Raw genomic sequence first — 18,035 nt, forward strand, 5'->3', positions numbered from 1 at the left:
TCCGGCAGAATGCTTCAATCTAACCCGGAAAGCTCAAGCCTGGCGGCAAGGCAGCGATCGCCGCCTTGGTGAAGGCTGACAGCGGCTCGGGCAAATCAGTCAAGGGAAACCAGCCGAAATCCGAAAGCTTGTCCGGCTCGGTCAATTGCGGCTCGCCATCGACGTCGCGCGCGAGATACAGGATGGAGATCCAGTGCTGGCGGTCGGCATCGATGATTTGTTCGGTCATGCCGATGCGCTCAATCCCGCCGATCGTGAGGCCGGTTTCTTCTTCGGCCTCGCGGCGCGCAGCTTCTTCAGCCGGCTCCATGTGATCGACCTTGCCGCCGACGATGTTCCAGTAGCCGGCTTCAGGCGGGCGTATGCGCCTATAGAGAAGGATCCTGCCCTGGCGCAGAATCACCAAACCTACCCCAAGGCCCGGGAAGTCGACGCCAGGCCTACCCATGGGATGCTCAGACCTTGGCGCTGCCGGCGATCAGCATGAAGGCGGGGATATCGTCGCCGAAACCGACCGGGGTCGGCCCGTCGTCGTGATCGCGATGACGGCGGCGATCGCGGCTGTCGTCATTTGCCGGATAGGGCCGATTGTTGCGCGCATTGTTTTGCGGCTTCTGCTCTGCTTTGCGCTCGTTCTTCACGACTTCGGCCTTTGCTGGTGCTGCTGCGATCACTTGGACGTCACTATCCTGTATGTCGTTATCAGATTTATGACTCGCAGCACTGTGCCTGCCGCGTCCGCGCCCGCGATCCTTGTCGCCACGTTCGCGTCCGTTGCGGCGCGGACGGTCGCTGTCCTTGCCTTCTTCCGCCGGTGGCAGCGAGTTCAGGTCGCCATTCAACCATTCGACATTTTCGCCGATCAGCTTCTCGATCGCGTCGACGAATTTCGTGTCGCGCTTGGTGACGAGAGTGAAGGCGGCACCGGAGCGGCCGGCGCGGCCGGTGCGGCCGATCCGGTGGACATAGTCCTCGGAGTGGATCGGCACGTCGAAATTGAAGACATGGCTGACATCGGGAATGTCGAGACCGCGGGCGGCAACGTCGGAGGCCACCAACAGCTGGAGGTTGCCGTCACGGAAATTCTGCAGCATCGTCGTGCGGGAACGCTGGTCCATGTCGCCATGCAACGCCCCGACGTTGAAGCCGTGGCGTTCGAGCGAACGGAAGAGATCGGCGACATCCTTCTTGCGGTTGCAGAAGATGATGGCGTTCTTGAGCTCAGTCTGTGCACGGACGAGTTCACGCAGAACCGCGCGTTTCTCGTAATCCTTGCTGTGCGAGGCGACGAAGCGCTGCGTCACGGTCTTTGCGGCCGAAGCGGGCTTTGCCACTTCGATGCGCTCCGGGTTCTGCAGGAACCGGTCGGCCAGCTTCTGGATCTCCGGCGGCATGGTCGCCGAGAAGAACAGCGTCTGGCGGGTGAAGGGGATGAGCTTGGCGATGCGCTCGATATCGGGAATGAAGCCCATGTCGAGCATGCGGTCGGCTTCGTCGATGACGAGGATTTCGACGCCGCTCATCAAGAGCTTGCCGCGCTCGAAATGGTCGAGCAGGCGGCCGGGCGTGCAGATCAGAACGTCGGCGCCGCGCTCGAGCTTGCGATCCTGGTCCTCGAAGGAAACGCCGCCGATCAGGAGGGCGACGTTGAGGCGGTGGTTCTTGCCGTATTTCTCGAAATTCTCGGCAACCTGGGCGGCGAGTTCGCGCGTCGGCTCGAGGATCAGCGTGCGGGGCATGCGGGCGCGGGCGCGGCCCTTTTCAAGAAGCGACAGCATCGGCAGGACAAAAGATGCCGTTTTGCCGGTGCCCGTCTGCGCGATGCCGCAAATGTCGCGACGCTCGAGCGCAAAGGGAATAGCCCCCGCCTGGATAGGTGTGGGGATCGTATAGCCCGCGTCTGTGACAGCGGATAGCACTTTTTGGCTCAAGCCAAGGTCAGCGAATGTCGTCAAAGGGAAAACAGTTTCCGTTCCGGTTCGGCCGAGCTCTGAACGAGTCGGCGGGATTGCATGCCGCAATGCAGCGCGACATAGCCCCGAATGGCCGGCAAGTCAAGAAATACAAAGGCCGCACCCCGTGCAGAGTGAAGCTTTGGTTACCAGGCGGGTATTACTTGATATAGGTGGCGAGTTTAAGGCCTGCATTCATGAAATATACTGGATCGACCGCATGGCCGTTCTGGCGCACTTCATAATGCAGATGCGTGCCAGTCGAGCGGCCGGTGCTGCCGGCAAGGCCGATGACGTCGTTGCGGTCGACAGTATCGCCGGCCGTGACCAGGACCTGGGACATGTGGCCGTAACGCGTCGAGATGCCGTTGCCGTGATCGATCTCGACCATATTTCCGTAACCGCCTGTCCAGCCGGCTGATATCACCTTGCCCGGCGCCGTCGGGCGGATCTTTTCGCCCGGCGAAAAGCGGAAGTCTATGCCGGAATGCAGCGCCAGGCGGCCGAGGAAAGGGTCCCGGCGGTTGCCGAAGGGGCTGGTCATTTCCTTGCCGACGGCGGGGTTGCGGAAGGGCAGGGATTCGGCGGTGCTGCGTACAGCTTCGAGCCGTGTCAGTGCGCCGTCGAGAGCGATCAGCGAATTGTTGAAATCGTCATTGCTCTCCGGCTCGACATAGGGGCCGCCGACGGCGCTGTCATCCAAGTCCTGCTTGGCTGCGGTCTCGGGCATGGCGATCTTGAACCGGGTCAGCACGCTCTCGATGGCGTTGGCAGCGTTGCCGGCGTCGCTCGTCAGCTGCTCGACGCGGTTGCGCTGGTCCTGTTCGACATCCTTCAGCGACAGCGTCACCTTGGAGAAGATGCGGTCGGCGCGGTCGCCGACCGTCTCGGTGGCCGGGACGTAGGCGAGGGTCGTATTGTCGGGAGTGGCGTCGGCTGGTGCGCCGCCTGCCAGCTGTTTCTCGATCGCCTCGATGCCGCTTTCGCCGAGCGAAGCGCGCTTGTCCTTGATGGCGGGGGCATAGGATTGCGCAGGCGAAGACGGCGCGCTGTCCTTGTCCGTGAGCCCGGAGCTTTCGGCACGGTCGAGCAGGTTGTCGAGCTTGCCGTGGCGAGAGGTGAGCGCCATCTGCTGCTCCATCAGCTTGTCGACCTTGTCTTCCACCACCTGCTGATCGAGAAGCTGGCGGGAGGTGATGCGATCGACCTGGGCGCGAAGGGCGGCGATGCGGTCCTCATAGTCGTGCTGCATGCGGGCCTGGCGCGCCATGGTGGCGCCGATCAGGTCGTCGCGCAGCACGAGATAGGAGGTCGCCAGGAGATAGCCGATGGAAAAGACGCCGACGAAGCAGAATGCGAGGGCGGCCATCCACGGCCGGACCGTCATGTGGCGGACCTTGTCACCGCTTGCCAGGATGAGAATATGCTCCTGCGCCCGCCTGCCGAATACCCGGTGCTGATGTCCGCCGTTCACGCAGGCTCTCCCGATTGATGCTCCACGCCTCTTTCGGAAAATTAGACACGTTTATGGTTAATGAACGCTTACTCTGCCGTTATGCGGGTCGAAATGGTGCATCAATTCCAGGTGCTACAGCGTCCTCACCGGAATGTTCTCACGCATGGCTGATCGATGCCAGGGAGCGGTAGAAGGATGGCGTCAGCCCGGCCTCGGCGCGGGCGAGATCGTTGAAAGGCGGCTTCAGCGGCCCGCGGAAATTGGCGCGCACCAGTTCCTGAAAGGCCTTCGCCGGATCGCGCTTCTCCCGCGCACAGAGGAAGCGAAACCATTTGGCGCCGACGGCGACGTGACTTTTCTCGTCGTTGTAGATGACATCAAGCACCGCAGCGCTTTCGAGATCGCCGGTCTCACGCATCTTCGCCTGCAGCGATGGCGTGACGTCGAGACCGCGGGCTTCGAGAATCAGTGGCACGACGGCGAGCCTTGCCGTCAGGTCGTTGCGTGTCGAATGGGCCGCCTGCCACAGCCCGTCATGGGCGGGAAGATCGCCGTAATCGGCGCCGAGATCGTTGAGGCGGGCGCGCACGATGCGGAAATGCTTCGCCTCCTCGAAGGCGACCTGCATCCAGCCGTCGAAGAAGGAATTCGGCACCGGCTCAGTCGCGAATCGCGCGACGATATCGAGCGCGAGATCGACGGCGTTGAGCTCGATATGGGCGATGGCATGGAGGAGGGCAATGCGGCCTTTCAGCGTGTGCAGCGAGCGTTTCTCCACGTGGGTCGGCGGTGTCAGCACCGGTCTCTCGGGCCGGCCAGGCCTCTCCGGCAGGGCTCCGTCGAGCGGTGATCGCAGCGACACCCGGCGGGCGAACCAGCGGGTGGCGCTTTCCTGCGCAAGGGCGGTCTTGCGGTCGAGGTCGGCCGAGCGGATGGCGTCGATAGCGCCGCCGCGCAGCGAGCTTATCGCGAGATCACCGGTCACGCGGCCAGATTCCTGACGGCCTCGAGGACGGTCTCGGCATGGCCCTGTACTTTCACCTTCTGCCAGATTGTCGCGATCGTGCCATCCTGGCGGATAAGGAAAGTCGTGCGTTCGACGCCCATGAAGTTGCGGCCGTACATGCTCTTTTCCTTCCAGACGCCATAGGCCTGCAGCGTCGTCTTGTCCTCATCCGAGGCGAGCGCGACCGAAAGACGATGCTTTTTGATGAACTTGTCATGGCAGGCTGCCGAATCGGGCGACATGCCGACAACGGCAGCACCTGCTGCTTCAAACTCCGGCGCCAGCGCTGTGAAAGCCAGCGATTCGGCCGTGCAGCCCGTCGTGTCGTCCTTGGGGTAGAAGAAGATAACGAGCGGCCTGCCGTGAAAATCCGAAAGCGACACACGGCCGCCGCCATCGCGGGGGAGATTGAAGTCGGGGGCCAGGGCACCGATGCCGGGAACCGCCATTGGGAAAACCTTTCTTTTGCCGGGTTTATGGATGACACTCTCCGTCCCCGAATTATATAGTGGACGGAAACCCGTCCAGCATGGCCGGGTTCAATTCTTCGATTTATGGGAGAGCCCGAAGGCGCATGTCAGCCATCCGCGGCGAAAAGGTCACGTTTCGCAAGAAGGATATCGTTGCGCTGGACCGCTTGCCGTCCGCTCAGGCCGAGGATCCGATCATCGTTCATTGCCCGCCGCCGCGTTCGCCGATGCGCCGGACGGCGAAGCTGACGTCAGTTTTTCTCGCACTGATTCTCCTCATCATTGCTGCCATCGTGTTCACCATCGAAAGCGGCATGTTCGACAAGCCGCTGTCTCAGCAGGCGCAGGCGGCGCTTGATGGCGTGGCGGGACCGCGTTACCGCGCCGAAGTCGGCTCCACCGTTATCCGTTTCACCTCCGACTTCCGGCTGGCGCTGGAAGCGCGCAACGTCAACATGATCGACCAGAAAAGCGGCCAGCACCTGTCGACGACGGGTTCGGTGCGCCTGGGCCTCGATCCGCTGCAGCTTTTCCGCGGCCGTATCGCCGTCGCGGATATCGAAGCGGAGGATATCGCGCTCGACACCGCGCTTCTGCCCTCCGGCAACCCGGTCAAGCTTGACGATCTGCGCATCGACGCCATGCCGGCGGCGATGGAGACGATCTTCGAGCAACTCGACATGTTCGACAGCATCGTGACGCGCGGCTCGACGAATTCCGTGCGCATCTCCGGCATTGACATCAAGCTTGCCGATACGGCGAATGGCCCGCTGTCGCTCGTCGTCGACAATCTGGTGTTCGCTCATGCCGGGCCATCCTCGCTGCAATTGAGAGGCGAAGTTGCGCTCAACGGCGAGGTGGCGGAACTCGACGTGCTGGCCGAGAAGGAAAACGGCCAGGTGTCGAAGGTGGTGGCGACGCTCGAGCATGCGGACCTGACGCCATTTGCGCTGAAACGCAACGATCAGGGTGCGATACGGCAGGGGCTCAGTGCCTTTGCCGATCTGACCGTGTCGGCGACCAGGGCGCGCGATGGCGTCGAGCCGGCGCTCGCGGCGACGATCGACGTCGATCCCGGTCTGATCTATGCGGACGGCGATCCGCAGGAACTGTCGGGCGGGCAAATCAACCTCACCTACGATTTCGCCAAGCAGACGCTGGAGATCGCTCGGTCGAACGCCCGGTTTGGCGCGACCATACTGCCCCTTAACGGCGCGCTGATCGATCTCGACAAACTCGATCCCAAAGCCGGCAAGGGCTTCGGTATCGATCTGCTCGTCAGCGGCGGCACCGCCGCCCCGAGCAGCTCCGGCGAACAGCCTGTTGCTTTCGACATCCAGGCGACCGGACGCTATCTGGTCGCCGGCCGGGAATTCCTGTTTCCCAACATGACCGTCTCCAGCCCGCTCGGCGCACTTTACGGGGCGTTGCACGTCAGGCTCGGCGACAAATCGCCGGAAATCAGCTTTGCCGGCCAATCCAGAGAGCTGCAGATGACGGCGATCAAGCAGCTGTGGCCGTTCTGGATGGCGCCCAAGGTGCGCGCATGGGTTCACGGCAATCTCTTTGGCGGCACCGTCACTGACGCCGCCATCTCCGTCTTCATCCCCTTCGGTCGGCTCGACGAGGCAGCCGGCGGCAAAGGATTGAAGCTCGATGCCAGTCAGATCCGCATCGGCTTCGATATTGCCGGTGCGCGGATGAACGTTGCCGGCGACATTCCGCCGGTCCGCGATACGGCGGCGCATTTCGACCTGACCGGTCCCGTTGCAACGATTTCGATCAAGAGCGGCGTGTCCTATTTCCCCTCCGGCCGGTCCGTCGACCTCGGGCAGGGAACGTTCGTCATACCGTCCGCCTACGACAAACCGCTCATGGCCGATATCGACCTGGCGGTATCGGGTGCGGCGGACGCCATAGGCGAGCTCCTGACCTACAAGCCGATTCGGGTGCTGCAGCGCGCCGGCTTTACGCCCGACGATTTCAAGGGGCACATCGACGCGAATGTGAAGGCGCATTTCGGACTGCTGTCGTCACAAAACCCGCCGCCGGCTGAGTGGAAGGCCGCCATGAAGCTCGCTGACGTCGATCTTGCCAAGCCGTTTTCCGGCCGCACGATCAGCAATGTCAGCGGCATGCTGAATGGCGATCCGAAGCAGATTACGCTCGACGCCAAGGGTGAGATCGACGGCATTCCCGCCGACATCGACCTGACCGAGCCGGTCGAGGCGTCGTCCGGCGTTGAGCGGCAGCGCGTGATCACGGCCACGCTCTCCGATGAGCAGCGCAGCAAGGTGATGCCCGGGCTTTCCGATATCGTCAGGGGCAACCTGAAGATGGTGATGACGCGGATCGACGACGACCGGCAAGACGTTCAGCTCGACCTCACCAAATCGATGCTCGACCTGCCGTGGATCGGCTGGTCGAAAGGCAGCGGCATTGCCGCCTCCGCGGAATTCGAGATGTCCGGCCCGCCCGAGAATACTGAGATCAAGAATTTCCGGCTGAAGGGCGACGGCTTCGGTGCCAGCGGATCGCTTGTTGTCGGTAAGGCCGGCCTTCTCTCCGCGGATTTCGACAGCGTTCGGCTCTCCTCGCTCGACGATTTCGCTCTGTCGGTCAAGCGCAGCAAGGGTAATTTCGACGTCTCCGTTTCGGGCGACAGCGCCGATGCGCGGCCCGTCATCGCGCGATTGAAATCGGGCTCGGAGGGCGGCGAGGACGGCGACAACGACAACACCGGCGTGTCGGTGCGCGCCAGACTGAAAAATGTCGTCGGCTTCAACGATGAGAAGGTCGGCAATTTCCAGGCGCAGGTGTCGCTGCGCGGCGACAAGCTGCAGACGCTGAATTTTTCCGGCATCACGGACAGCGGCGAGGCCGTTGTCAGCCAGATGAAGGACGGCGGTGTCATCAATATCACCAGCGGCGATGCCGGTGCGGTGTCACGTTTTGCCGATCTCTATCAGCACATGCAGGGCGGCCTGCTCAACCTGGCGATCCGGCTTTCGCCGCAGGGCGGATGGGACGGCTCGCTCGATGTGCGCCGCTTCTCGATCGTCAACGAACAGCGCCTGCGTTCCATCGTCTCAACACCTGTCGGCAACGAGCAGCGCAGCCTCAATGAGGCGGTCAAACGCGACATCGATACCTCGTCGCAACGCTTCCAGCGCGGCTTTGCCCGCATCGTCTCGCGCAACGGCATGGTCGGTATCGAGAACGGCGTGCTGCGCGGCGACCAGATCGGCGCGACCTTCCAGGGCGTGGTCCGCGACCGCCGAGGCAATATGGATATGACCGGCACCTTCATGCCGGCCTACGGCCTCAATCGCCTCTTTGCCGAACTGCCTCTGATCGGCGTCATCCTCGGAAATGGCAGCGACCGCGGTCTGATCGGCATCACCTTCAAGCTCACCGGCAAGTTCGACCAGCCGAACCTGCAGATCAATCCGCTGTCGATCATTGCGCCGGGAGTCTTCCGGCAGATTTTCGAATTCCAGTGAGGGAAAGCAAGATTAAATATCCTTCCGCCTGAGGAGATAGTCGAGGCCGCCGACCCGATACCAGCGGTAGCCATAGGCATCGAGCATGACCGTATGGCGCCCCTTGTCGTCGGCTTCGCTACTTGCCCCATCGGCAATATCGATCAGCGATCGCCCGAGTTCACCAACATTAGGATCGAAGGTCACTTCCATCGGGTGCGGATGCAGGTTGTGCAGGATCAGCACCGAATTGCCGCGCCAGTCATAACGCAGCGCCAGGACGCCGTCGTCACCTGTGTCGACCGCTGAGAAATCGCCCCAACCGATCTCGGGAGCCTCCTTGCGCATCCGGATCATCCGCTCGGTCCAGTTCAAGAGCGAATTGGGGTCGCGCCGCTGGACGGCGACGTTGATATGTTCGAAGCCGTAGGGGCCGTCTTTGATAACGGGCGAAACGGGCTTCGCGCTTTTGGTGAAACCGCCTTCCGGTTCCCTCGACCATTGCATCGGGGTGCGCGCGCAATTGCGCTCCGGCAGGCACAAATCATCGCCCATGCCGATTTCATCGCCGTAGCGGATGACCGGCGTTCCGGGCAGCGAGAACAGCAGGCTGTAGGCCAACTCGATCCTGCGACGGTCGCCGCCGAGCATGGGTGCCAGGCGCCGGCGAATGCCCCTGTCATAAAGCTGCATGCCCTTCTCGGGTCCAAACGCGGCGAATACCGCGTCGCGCTGCTTATCCGTCAGGCGACCGAGATCAAGTTCATCGTGGTTGCGAAGGAACAGCCCCCATTGCGCGGTCGCCGGGCGCGGCTTCGTGGCCTCCATCGCTTTCTTCAGAGGCCGCGTGTCGGCCGTGGCGAGAGCATAAAACAGCGTCTGATTGACCTGGAAATTGAACATCATCTGCATGCGGTCGCCATCGTCGCCGAAATATTCGAAATTGTCCTTCGGCAGGATATTGGCCTCCGCCAGCACGATGGAATCTCCCATGCGCCATTGCAGGAATTCGCGAAATTTCCTCAGCATTTCGAACTGCTCGACCGGCTTGGTGACCTCGGCGCCCTTGGTGGCGATGATGAAGGGGGCGGCGTCCATCCGGAAGCCCGAGACGCCGAGCTGGATCCAGAAGCCCATGATCTTGAGTATCTCGGCCTGCACTTCGGGATTGGACGTGTTGAGATCGGGCTGATGATCGTAAAAGCGGTGGAAATAATAGGCCTTGGCTCTTTCGTCATAGGTCCAGGTCGTCTTCTGGACGCCCGGGAAGACCATGCCCTGATCTGAGTTTGCAGGCTTTTTGTCTGACCAGACGTACCAATCGCGATAGCGTGAATGCGGATCGCTCCTGGCGTCTTCGAACCAGGGATGATCCTTGGAGGTGTGATTGATCACCAGATCGATCAACACCCGTATGCCCCGCTGTTTGGCACCATGGGTGAATTCGACGAAATCGCCGAGCGAGCCATACCGCGGGTCGACATTATAGTAATCCGAGACGTCGTAGCCATCGTCGCGACCGGGCGAAGTCTGGAACGGCATGAGCCAGATTGCCGTCACGCCGAGGCCGGAGAGATAGTCGAGACGGCGCATCAGGCCCTGAAAATCACCGACGCCATCGCCGTTCGCATCCATGAAGGTCTCGACGGACAGGCAGTAGATGACGGCGTTCTTATACCAGAGGTCGTTGATCATGCCGGCGCTCCAAATGCATCTGGTCGCAAATCCCGTCGGGCGGAAAATGTTCCGCAAGGCGATATTGTGCGCGGCCAGTTGGATAATTCCGACCTATAGCGACAGGCTGGTCATTGATGCTTTGCTTATTTTAGATAATTCTGATGTAATGTGGGTGCCAGCTGCAACAGCGATCGGTGCAATGTCGGAGGATGCCATGCAGTGCGCTCGGACGGTCTCTTTCCTATCGGCCACCATGATGGCCGTGACAGTTGGCGAGGCCTCGAATTCTGCAGAAAAAGGCGGACGGCTGAAGCCGGTGAAGAGCACCCCCTCTGAGCATGTGCTGCTGGTTCCCCTCGACGCAAAGATGACGCCGCCGATCTTCTCGATCAGCTGGTGGTCGCGCGTAAGGCCCACTTCGGACGTCAATCCGCCCGGATCGCTCTTTCGCGAGACGAAACAAAAGGACGCGGAATACGGCTGGCGAGCTGACTGATCACGTTCAAAAGGAAAGGCCGGCGCGGGGCGCCGGCTTCAAAGATCCGTTCGGTTTGAAGCAACCTAGGCCGCGCGGCGGATCAGGATGTGCTTCTTCTTGCCGAGGGAGAGCTTGATGACGCCGTCGGAGGTGATTTCGCCGCTGCCGATCAGGCGGCGTTCGTCGCTGACAGCCTCGTCATTGATGCGCACTGCGCCCCCCTGGACGTGGCGGCGGGCCTCGCCGTTGGAACCGGCAAGGCCGGCGCGGACCATCAGCGAGAGCAGGCCGATGCCGCCGTCGAGTTCGGTGGCCGGGATCTCGACCGAAGGCAAGTTTTCGGCGACGCGGCCTTCCTCGAAGGTGGTGCGGGCCGTTTCGGCGGACGCTTCGGCCGCCTCGCGACCGTGGACGATCGCGGTCGCTTCCGTGGCGAGAATCTTCTTCGCCTCGTTGATTTCGGCGCCGCCAAGGGCCTCGAGCCTGGCGATCTCGGTGAGCGGCAGGCGGGTGAAGATCTTCAGGAAGCGGCCGACATCGGCATCCTCGGTGTTGCGCCAATACTGCCAGAAATCATAGGGGCTGAAGACATCCTCGTTCAGCCAGACGGCGCCGGAGGCGGTTTTGCCCATTTTGGCGCCGGAGCTCGTGGTCAGAAGCGGCGTCGTCAGCGCGTAGAGCTGCGGCGTCCCCATGCGATGGCCGAGATCGACGCCGTTGATGATGTTGCCCCACTGATCCGAACCGCCCATCTGCAGGCGGCAGCCGTAGCGGCGGTTGAGCTCGACGAAGTCGTAGCCCTGCATGATCATGTAGTTGAACTCGAGGAAGGAGAGCGACTGCTCGCGGTCGAGGCGCAGCTTGACGCTGTCGAAGGAGAGCATGCGGTTGACCGAGAAATGCCGGCCGACATCGCGCAGGAATTCGACATAGTTGAGCTTCATCAGCCAGTCGGCATTATTGACCATGAGGGCATCGGTCGGGCCGTCTCCGAAGCGCAGAATGCGCGAGAATATCTTCTTGATGCCCTCGATGTTGGCGGAGATCGCCTCCGGCGTCAGAAGCTTGCGCTGCTCGTCACGGAAGGAGGGATCGCCGACCATCGAGGTGCCGCCGCCCATCAGCGCAATCGGCCGGTGGCCGGTCTCCTGCAGCCAGTGGAGCATGGTGGCGGAGATCAAATTGCCGATATGCAGGCTCGTCGCCGTTGCGTCGTAGCCGACATAGGCCGTCACGACCTCCTTCGCGAACAGGTCGTCGAGGCCGCTTTCATCGGAAACCTGATGAATGAAGCCGCGCTCTTTCAGCGTGCGGAGGAAATCGGACTTGAACTCGGACATGGCTTTCGTCTCTTCGTGCCTGCGCTGCGCCCACCGGGCTTCACGCAACTTCGTTGTTGTTGATCTGTCGCGGCGCGTTTAGCACTGTTTTTACAAAAGTGCATCCGGGAATCGCATGGGAGACAAGCCTCATGGATGTGGTCAGAACCGCGATTGGACTGATGAGCGGCACGTCAATGGATGGAATCGATGTCGCGCTCATCAGGACCGACGGCCGCGGCTTCATCGAGCGCGGGCCCTTCCTCGGCGCGCCCTATGAGGCCGATTTTCGCGGCCGGCTCAAACGGGCGCTGGAACTGGCGCGGCCGCTGACCAACCGGCGCGAGCGGCCCGCGGAACTCCGCGAAATCGAACTCGAGCTGACCGAACGGCATGCTCTTGCCGTTACGGCATTTCTGGAGCGTTACAGGCTCTCAGCCGGTGCCGTCGATGTCCTCGGCTTTCACGGTCAGACGGTGCTGCATCGTCCTGACGACGGGCTGACGATCCAGATCGGCGACGGCCGGGAATTGGCGCGCCGGACGGGCCTATCAGTGGTCTACGACATGCGTGCCAACGACATGGTGCATGGCGGGCAGGGTGCGCCGCTGGTGCCGGCCTATCACGCAGCACTGGCGGGAAAACTGCAGCAGGCGGGAGAGGCGGTGTGCTTCGTCAATATCGGCGGCATCTCCAACCTCACCTATATCGACGCTGACGGCCGGATTGCCGCCTTCGACAGCGGCCCGGGCAATACGCTGATCGACCAATGGATAGAGATGCGGACCGGCAGACCCTATGATCCCGGCGGGGAGATCGGCGGGCGCGGCAAGGTCGTCCCCGCCTTGGCCGAGCGGTATCTGGACAGCCCGTTCTTCCGCGGCAATATCCGTCGGTCGCTCGATCGCGGCGATTTCGCGCCGCTTCGGCCTGATGAGGCGAGCCTCGAAGACGGCGCCAGGACGCTTGCGCATGTCGCCGCAGCATCGATCGTCAAATCCGCCGGATTCCTGCCCGAGCGTCCCTCGGCCTATATCGTCTGCGGCGGCGGACGGCTGAACGGCACCTTGATGGCCGAGCTCTCGGCGATGGCCGAGGGATCGAGAGTGTTGAGCGCCGAGGCCGCGGGCTTCGACGGCGATGCGATGGAGGCCGAAGCCTGGGCTTATCTCGCCGTACGCTCGCTGGACGGGCTGCCGCTGACCTTTCCCGGCACGACGGGAGTTGCGGCTCCCGTCAGCGGCGGCGTGCTGGCAACGCCGTGACAGGCGAAAGAACCCCAGTGCGTCGTGACGATGGCGGTGGCAGACGTCGGTGCTCTGCCGGTCAGCGGATCCGCTTGGCCGCCGGCTCTGGCACCAGCTCGCCATTGAGGCGACGGTCGAGATAATCCTCGCATTCGCTCATCAGCGTCTCCACCTGACCGTTGAAGAAGTGGTTGGCGTTGGCGACCGTGCGATGGGTGATGAGGATGCCCTTCTGGGTCTTCAGTTTTTCGACCAGACCATTGACATCCTTTTCCGGCGCCACCTTGTCGGCCTCGCCGTTGATGATCAGGCCGGAAGAGGGGCAGGGCGCCAGGAAGGAGAAGTCGTAGGTATTCGGCTGCGGGGCGATCGACATGAAGCCCTCGATTTCCGGCCGGCGCATCAGAAGCTGCATGCCGATCCAGGCGCCGAAGGAATAGCCGGCGACCCAGCAGGTCTTGGAATCGGGGTGCAGGCTCTGCACCCAGTCGAGCGCGGAGGCGGCATCCGACAATTCGCCGGCGCCATGATCGAATTCGCCCTGGCTGCGGCCGATGCCCCGGAAGTTGAAGCGCAGCGTCGTGAACCCGCGCTTCTGGAACATGTAGAAGAGCTGGTAGACGATCTGATTGTTCATCGTGCCGCCGAACTGCGGATGCGGGTGCAGGATGAGCGCGATGGGCGCGCTTTTTTCCTTGGAGGGCTGGTAGCGGCCTTCAAGACGGCCGGCTGGGCCGTTGAAAATTACTTCGGGCATTGGTACTCCGGGTTTTATTTCGCGTTCGCGCTGCGTTGGACGACAACATGACTTGACTAACGTTGTCAGCTTTTCTAAAACGCAGTTTAGAACAATTCGAAACTTGCATGGCGATCCACGCTTCGTGGAACGTGTCATAAGGCAAGCCCGGCGGAAATTTCAAGAAAAATGCACCGCGGATGCTGAAGCAAGCTCGTCAAGCGCAGGACTGAAGATCATGGCGCCGCCACGCCTTTATCTCGACTGGAACGCCACAGCGCCGCTGCATCCCGCAGCACGCGAGGCGATCATGCGCGCCATTGACATATTCGGCAATCCGAACAGCGTGCATGGGGAGGGCCGCGCCGCCCGCGCCGCCATCGAAGGCGCACGGCGCAAGGTGGCCGCTCTTGCCGGCACCGATCCGGGCAATGTGATCTTCACCAGCGGCGCGACGGAGGCCGCCAACTTGGTGCTGACGCCGGATTTTCGCATGGGCCGCACGCCGCTTCAGCTCGGCCATCTCTATTTTTCCGCCGTCGAGCACCTGGCTGTACGAGAGGGAGGCCGATTCCCGAAGGACCGCACGACCGAGATCCCGGTGACGGACGCCGGTATCGTCGATCTGCAAGCGCTGGCCGCATTGCTCGATGCCCATGACACATCGACAGGCCTCCCGATGGTCGCGATCATGTTCGTCAACAACGAGACGGGCATTGTCCAGCCGGTCGAAGAAGCGGCCAGGATTGTGCGGGCGCACGGTGGTCTCTTTGTGGTCGACGCCGTGCAGGCGGCCGGTCGTCTGCCGATCGAGATCGAGCGCATCGGCGCGGATTTCATCATCGTCTCCTCTCACAAGATCGGTGGACCGAAGGGGGCGGGTGCACTGATCGCGCGCGGCGAGGCGCTGATGCCGAAGGCGTTGATCCGCGGTGGCGGGCAGGAGAAGGGTCACCGGTCGGGGACACAGAATTCGCTGGCGCTGATTGGCTTCGGAGCTGCGGCGGAAGCCGTGCTTCAGGATCTTGAGGAACGGAACGCTGCGATTGCTGCGCTGCGCGACAGGCTGGAAGCCGGCATGCACGCTACCGCGCCCGATGTCATCATCCATGGCGCCGGTGGTCCGAGGGTCGCCAACACGATTTTCTTCACGCTCCCTTGCCTGAAGGCGGAGACCGGGCAGATCGCTTTCGATCTTGAAGGCGTTGCCCTTTCGGCGGGCTCTGCTTGCTCATCCGGCAAGGTCGGCGAAAGCCATGTGCTGACGGCGATGGGGCGCGACGCCAAGCTGGGGGCGCTGCGCATCTCGCTCGGCTTTTCCACAACGGAAGAGGATATCGATAGGGCGATTGCCGCCTTCGCGAAGATAGCCTGCCGGCGCAGGTCGGCGGGCGAGGCGGCTTGACCGCCTCATAAACTTGCGGAAACACAAATTTCCGCTTGCCAATCGGGCTGAAAAGTTCCTTTTGGCCTCCTACATCAGGGCAAAGGATTTTGCCCGGGGCAAGTCAACTGCCCATACGCTACAAGCTGCCGGACCTTGTATCCGGCGAGATTGGAGAACGAAATGGCTGCCGTGCAGGAAACGATCGACCAGGTGCGCCTGATCGATGTGGACCAGTACAAATACGGTTTCGAGACCGTCATCGAAATGGACAAGGCGCCGAAGGGCCTGTCCGAGGATATCATCCGCTTCATTTCGGCCAAAAAGCAGGAGCCGGAGTGGATGCTGGAATGGCGTCTCGAGGCCTATCGGCGCTGGCTGACGCTGGAAGAGCCGACCTGGGCACGCGTCAATTATCCGAAGATCGATTTCAACGACATCCATTATTATGCCGCGCCGAAAAGCGCGCCGGGTCCGAAGTCGCTCGACGAGGTCGATCCGGAGCTCTTGAAAGTCTATGAGAAGCTTGGCATCCCGCTGCGTGAGCAGGAGATCCTGGCCGGCGTCGAGAAGCCGAAGATCGCCGTCGACGCCGTTTTCGACAGCGTCTCGGTCGTCACCACCTTCAAGGCGGAGCTGAAGAAGGCCGGCGTGATCTTCATGTCGATCTCGGAAGCCATTCGCGAACATCCCGATCTCGTGCGCAAATATCTCGGTTCCGTCGTGCCGACCTCGGATAATTATTATGCGACGCTGAATTCGGCGGTCTTCACCGACGGTTCCTTCGTTTTCGTGCCGAAGGGCGTTCGTTGCCCGATGGAGCTTTCCACCTATTTCCGCATCAACGAGAAGGGCACCGGCCAGTTCGAGCGCACGTTGATCATCGCGGAAGAGGGCGCCTACGTCTCCTACCTCGAAGGCTGCACTGCGCCGCAGCGCGATGAGAACCAGCTGCATGCGGCCGTGGTCGAGCTCGTGGCTCTCGACGATGCCGAGATCAAATATTCCACCGTCCAGAACTGGTATCCGGGCGACAAGGAAGGCAAGGGCGGCATCTACAACTTCGTCACCAAGCGCGGCGATTGCCGTGGCAATCGCTCGAAGATTTCCTGGACGCAGGTCGAAACCGGGTCGGCGATCACCTGGAAATATCCGTCCTGCATCCTGCGCGGCGACGACAGCCGCGGCGAATTCTACTCGATCGCCGTGTCGAACGGCCATCAGCAGATCGACAGCGGCACCAAGATGATCCATCTCGGCAAGAACACGTCGAGCCGTATCGTCTCCAAGGGTATCGCGGCCGGCGTTTCCAACAACACCTATCGCGGCCAGGTCTCGGCCCACCGCAAGGCGTCGAATGCGCGCAATTTCACCCAGTGCGATTCGCTGCTGATCGGCGACAAGTGTGGCGCTCATACCGTGCCCTATATCGAGGCGAAAAACTCGACGGCGCAGTTCGAGCACGAAGCGACGACCTCGAAGATCTCCGAGGACCAGCTGTTCTACTGCCTGCAGCGCGGCATCCCCACCGAAGCGGCGATCGCGCTGATCGTCAACGGCTTCGTCAAGGAAGTCCTGCAGGAACTGCCGATGGAATTTGCGGTCGAGGCGCAGAAGCTGATCAGCATCTCGCTGGAAGGCTCGGTCGGTTGATATGAACGAGACGGACAAAAAATGTATTTTTGGACGTCTGGAGAATATGCGCGGGGAAATATTGGCGAAAATTCGTCCCCGCGAGCAAAGGTACGAAACGGAAAAGCCGCCGGAGCAGCCTTACGTGTTTCTCCAGCAGCGCATGGAAAAACCGGCAAAGATCATTGGGGTTATCGGGCGGCCTATGGAGATCCCGGAATTTGTCGAGTGCCTTCGGTTGATTTTAAAGGCAGCGGGCGCAGTTTTCGCTGCCATCTGTTTTTGGCGATAACGCCGAGTACAACATGTCGACGCGCCCCCAAAGCGATCCTCGGGACGGGCCCGAGGATGACGGTTCGAGGCCGGTGCGAACGGTCAATCAGGCGGCACTTGAACCCGCTTTATGAACAGGAAGAACGAAATGCTTGAAATCAGAAACCTTCATGCCCGCATCGCCGAAGACGGCACCGAGATCATCCGTGGTCTGAACCTTACGGTGAAGGCCGGCGAAGTTGCGGCGATCATGGGGCCGAACGGCTCCGGCAAGTCGACACTCTCCTACGTGCTGTCCGGCCGCGAAGACTATGAAGTGACCGAAGGCGACATCCTTTATAACGGCGAGAGCATTCTCGAGCTCGATCCATCCGAGCGCGCCGCCAAGGGCATCTTCCTCGCTTTCCAGTATCCGGTCGAAATCCCGGGCGTCGCCACCATGCAGTTCCTCAAGGTGGCGATGAACGAGCAGCGCAAGGCGCGCGGCGAGGACGAGCTGACGACGCCGGATTTCATGCGCCGCGTCAAGGAAGCTGCGGCCAAGCTGCAGATCAATACCGAAATGCTGAAGCGGCCACTCAATGTCGGCTTCTCCGGCGGCGAGAAGAAGCGCGCCGAGATCCTGCAGATGGCGCTGCTGGAGCCGAAGCTCTGCGTGCTCGACGAAACCGATTCCGGCCTTGATATCGACGCGCTGAAGATCGTCGCCGACGGCGTCAACGCGCTGCGTTCGCCTGATCGCGCTGTCGTCGTCATCACCCACTATCAGCGCCTGCTCGACTATATCGTGCCTGATACCGTCCACGTGCTCTACAAGGGCCAGGTCATCAAGTCGGGCGACAAGACCTTGGCCCATGAGCTGGAAGCCAATGGTTACGCCGACATCATCGGCACAGCGGCCTGAGTTCGGGTGGAAAGGACGA

The 18,035-nt window shown here is 61.7% G+C and carries 15 protein-coding genes; 7 read left to right on the top strand and 8 right to left on the bottom strand.

Annotation, left to right across the window (positions count from 1 at the left end):
• Nucleotides 1–19: 19 nt before the first annotated feature.
• The 5 genes from HJC00_RS20300 to HJC00_RS20320 all read right to left on the bottom strand — a co-directional run bounded on the left by HJC00_RS20300 (nucleotide 20) and on the right by HJC00_RS20320 (nucleotide 4,863).
• Entirely contained in the window at nucleotides 20–448 is a 429-nt protein-coding gene (locus tag HJC00_RS20300) for an NUDIX domain-containing protein (RefSeq protein WP_210631174.1), read from the bottom strand.
• Between the two features lie 7 nt (nucleotides 449–455).
• Complete coding sequence (locus HJC00_RS20305; RefSeq protein WP_210631175.1) at nucleotides 456–1,955, bottom strand: DEAD/DEAH box helicase; 1,500 nt, start codon at nucleotides 1,953–1,955, stop codon at nucleotides 456–458.
• A gap of 157 nt (nucleotides 1,956–2,112) precedes the next feature.
• Nucleotides 2,113–3,426: a M23 family metallopeptidase gene (locus HJC00_RS20310; RefSeq protein ID WP_210631176.1), complete on the bottom strand. Its 1,314-nt coding sequence runs from the start codon at nucleotides 3,424–3,426 to the stop codon at nucleotides 2,113–2,115.
• Nucleotides 3,427–3,565: 139 nt separating this feature from the next.
• A complete protein-coding gene (locus HJC00_RS20315) occupies nucleotides 3,566–4,393 on the bottom strand; it encodes a ferritin-like domain-containing protein (RefSeq protein ID WP_221164532.1) in 828 nt (275 codons plus the stop codon).
• Nucleotides 4,390–4,863, bottom strand: coding sequence for a peroxiredoxin (locus HJC00_RS20320; protein WP_210631178.1), 474 nt, complete (start codon nucleotides 4,861–4,863; stop codon nucleotides 4,390–4,392). Before HJC00_RS20320 ends, HJC00_RS20315 begins: the two co-directional genes overlap by 4 nt.
• A 125-nt stretch (nucleotides 4,864–4,988) precedes the next feature.
• On the opposite strand from HJC00_RS20320, the gene HJC00_RS20325 reads away from it, so the two are divergent.
• Entirely contained in the window at nucleotides 4,989–8,387 is a 3,399-nt protein-coding gene (locus HJC00_RS20325) for an AsmA-like C-terminal domain-containing protein (RefSeq protein WP_221164533.1), read from the top strand.
• Nucleotides 8,388–8,399: 12 nt separating this feature from the next.
• Here the strand turns inward: HJC00_RS20325 and HJC00_RS20330 are convergent, their stop codons facing one another.
• The gene (locus tag HJC00_RS20330) at nucleotides 8,400–10,061 is read right to left on the bottom strand and encodes an alpha-amylase family protein (protein ID WP_210631180.1); all 1,662 of its coding nucleotides are present in this window, start codon (nucleotides 10,059–10,061) and stop codon (nucleotides 8,400–8,402) included.
• Between the two features lie 13 nt (nucleotides 10,062–10,074).
• Here HJC00_RS20330 and HJC00_RS33035 point away from each other — a divergent pair, with 13 nt between their 5' ends.
• A complete protein-coding gene (locus HJC00_RS33035; protein ID WP_311043531.1) occupies nucleotides 10,075–10,539 on the top strand; it encodes a hypothetical protein in 465 nt (154 codons plus the stop codon).
• 65 nt (nucleotides 10,540–10,604) lie between these two features.
• Here HJC00_RS33035 and tyrS read toward each other — a convergent pair whose 3' ends face one another.
• On the bottom strand, nucleotides 10,605–11,861 hold the full coding sequence (tyrS, locus tag HJC00_RS20340) for a tyrosine--tRNA ligase (RefSeq protein WP_210631181.1): 1,257 nt from the start codon (nucleotides 11,859–11,861) through the stop codon (nucleotides 10,605–10,607).
• 131 nt (nucleotides 11,862–11,992) lie between these two features.
• On the opposite strand from tyrS, the gene HJC00_RS20345 reads away from it, so the two are divergent.
• Nucleotides 11,993–13,105, top strand: coding sequence for an anhydro-N-acetylmuramic acid kinase (locus HJC00_RS20345; RefSeq protein WP_221164534.1), 1,113 nt, complete (start codon nucleotides 11,993–11,995; stop codon nucleotides 13,103–13,105).
• Between the two features lie 61 nt (nucleotides 13,106–13,166).
• Here HJC00_RS20345 and HJC00_RS20350 read toward each other — a convergent pair whose 3' ends face one another.
• A complete protein-coding gene (locus HJC00_RS20350; protein WP_064705075.1) occupies nucleotides 13,167–13,844 on the bottom strand; it encodes an alpha/beta hydrolase in 678 nt (225 codons plus the stop codon).
• A gap of 217 nt (nucleotides 13,845–14,061) precedes the next feature.
• Here HJC00_RS20350 and HJC00_RS20355 point away from each other — a divergent pair, with 217 nt between their 5' ends.
• The 4 genes from HJC00_RS20355 (at nucleotide 14,062) to sufC (ending at nucleotide 18,016) form a co-directional block, all read left to right on the top strand.
• A complete protein-coding gene (locus tag HJC00_RS20355; RefSeq protein ID WP_221123371.1) occupies nucleotides 14,062–15,228 on the top strand; it encodes a cysteine desulfurase family protein in 1,167 nt (388 codons plus the stop codon).
• Between the two features lie 162 nt (nucleotides 15,229–15,390).
• Nucleotides 15,391–16,860: a Fe-S cluster assembly protein SufB gene (sufB, locus tag HJC00_RS20360; protein WP_064705073.1), complete on the top strand. Its 1,470-nt coding sequence runs from the start codon at nucleotides 15,391–15,393 to the stop codon at nucleotides 16,858–16,860.
• Nucleotide 16,861: 1 nt separating this feature from the next.
• Entirely contained in the window at nucleotides 16,862–17,131 is a 270-nt protein-coding gene (locus tag HJC00_RS20365; protein ID WP_210631184.1) for a hypothetical protein, read from the top strand.
• Between the two features lie 129 nt (nucleotides 17,132–17,260).
• Nucleotides 17,261–18,016 (top strand): Fe-S cluster assembly ATPase SufC, encoded by a 756-nt coding sequence (gene sufC, locus HJC00_RS20370; RefSeq protein ID WP_210631185.1) that lies wholly within the window; start codon nucleotides 17,261–17,263, stop codon nucleotides 18,014–18,016.
• Nucleotides 18,017–18,035: the final 19 nt, after the last annotated feature.

Source organism: Rhizobium sp. NLR22b (assembly GCF_019685295.1).
In the GTDB taxonomy this organism is placed as follows: Bacteria; Pseudomonadota; Alphaproteobacteria; order Rhizobiales; family Rhizobiaceae; genus Rhizobium.

Excerpts from the sequence above, each read along its gene's own strand:
- tyrS (WP_210631181.1), bottom strand. The coding sequence starts at position 11,861 with ATGTCCGAGTTCAAGTCCGATTTCCTCCGCACGCTGAAAGAGCGCGGC.
- HJC00_RS20320 (WP_210631178.1), bottom strand. The coding sequence starts at position 4,863 with ATGGCGGTTCCCGGCATCGGTGCCCTGGCCCCCGACTTCAATCTCCCC.
- sufB (WP_064705073.1), top strand. The coding sequence starts at position 15,391 with ATGGCTGCCGTGCAGGAAACGATCGACCAGGTGCGCCTGATCGATGTG.
- HJC00_RS20355 (WP_221123371.1), top strand. The coding sequence starts at position 14,062 with ATGGCGCCGCCACGCCTTTATCTCGACTGGAACGCCACAGCGCCGCTG.
- HJC00_RS20330 (WP_210631180.1), bottom strand. The coding sequence starts at position 10,061 with ATGATCAACGACCTCTGGTATAAGAACGCCGTCATCTACTGCCTGTCC.
- HJC00_RS33035 (WP_311043531.1), top strand. The coding sequence starts at position 10,075 with ATGCATCTGGTCGCAAATCCCGTCGGGCGGAAAATGTTCCGCAAGGCG.
- HJC00_RS20365 (WP_210631184.1), top strand. The coding sequence starts at position 16,862 with ATGAACGAGACGGACAAAAAATGTATTTTTGGACGTCTGGAGAATATG.
- HJC00_RS20350 (WP_064705075.1), bottom strand. The coding sequence starts at position 13,844 with ATGCCCGAAGTAATTTTCAACGGCCCAGCCGGCCGTCTTGAAGGCCGC.
- HJC00_RS20345 (WP_221164534.1), top strand. The coding sequence starts at position 11,993 with ATGGATGTGGTCAGAACCGCGATTGGACTGATGAGCGGCACGTCAATG.
- HJC00_RS20325 (WP_221164533.1), top strand. The coding sequence starts at position 4,989 with ATGTCAGCCATCCGCGGCGAAAAGGTCACGTTTCGCAAGAAGGATATC.
- sufC (WP_210631185.1), top strand. The coding sequence starts at position 17,261 with ATGCTTGAAATCAGAAACCTTCATGCCCGCATCGCCGAAGACGGCACC.
- HJC00_RS20300 (WP_210631174.1), bottom strand. The coding sequence starts at position 448 with ATGGGTAGGCCTGGCGTCGACTTCCCGGGCCTTGGGGTAGGTTTGGTG.